General features: G+C 48.9%; 1 protein-coding gene. It reads left to right on the top strand.

What is annotated here, in order from left to right; translation table 11 throughout:
* On the top strand, nt 1-1011 hold a 1011-nt coding region (gene pta / locus ACS8FD_RS16925; protein WP_439276698.1), incomplete at both ends, for a phosphate acetyltransferase.

Consider the following 1011-nt stretch of genomic DNA (forward strand, 5'->3'; position numbering starts at 1 on the left):
AAAACGCGCCGAATCAATCATATCAGTTTAACAGCTCGCTCGATTGCACGTATCGATGAGGTCTTTAATCGTGGTACTTTGATTGTCGTACCAGGCGATCGTGATGATTTATTATTGGCCGCAGCCTTAGCTTGTATTAATGGCGTTCCATTGGCAGGTTTAGTACTGACAGGCGGCGTGATGCCAAATGAGACTGTCACTGAGCTATGGCAATCTGCGATCAAAACTGGCATTCCTGTCATGAGTGTCGAGACTGATAGCTATGAGACCGTGCAAAACCTTATGCACATGAGCGCTGAGATTCCAAGTGATGATACCGAGCGCGCGCTAGATGTTACCCGTTATGTGGCGGCGCATTTAGACTTAAGCTGGATCAAAGAGCAGTTCAGCGGCGATCACAAACCGCGCTTATCGCCAGCCGCTTTTCGTCATCAAGTCGTCGTAAAAGCACAAAATGCCAAAAAGCGTGTGGTGTTGCCAGAAGGCTCTGAACCACGCACGGTAGAAGCTGCCTGTATCTGTCAAAGCCGCGGTATTGCTAACTGTGTGCTGCTCGCTAAGCGCGAAGATGTCGAGCAAGTCGCCAAAAACCGCGATTTAATCTTGCCAGAAGGGCTTGAGATCATTGACCCTGATACGCTTGATATGAATAAATATATCGCGGCAGTCGTTGAGCGCCGTAAAGGTAAAACGACAGAAGAGATGGCGGCTGAATATCTGCAAGATACGGTTTATCTAGGCACTATCATGCTACAAATGGATGAGGTCGATGGTCTGGTGTCAGGGGCAATTCATACCACAGCCAATACTGTACGCCCTGCATTTCAGCTGATTAAGACCGCCCCGCAGTACTCGTTAGTATCGTCAGTATTCTTTATGCTACTGCCTGAGCAAGTGGTCGTGTATGGCGACTGCGCTATTAACCCCGATCCAACGGCTGAAGAGTTGGCTGAAATTGCTATCCAATCAGCACAGTCTGCCGCTGCGTTTGGCATTGAGCCAAAAGTCGCT

This window comes from Psychrobacter sp. 1U2, assembly GCF_051847575.1.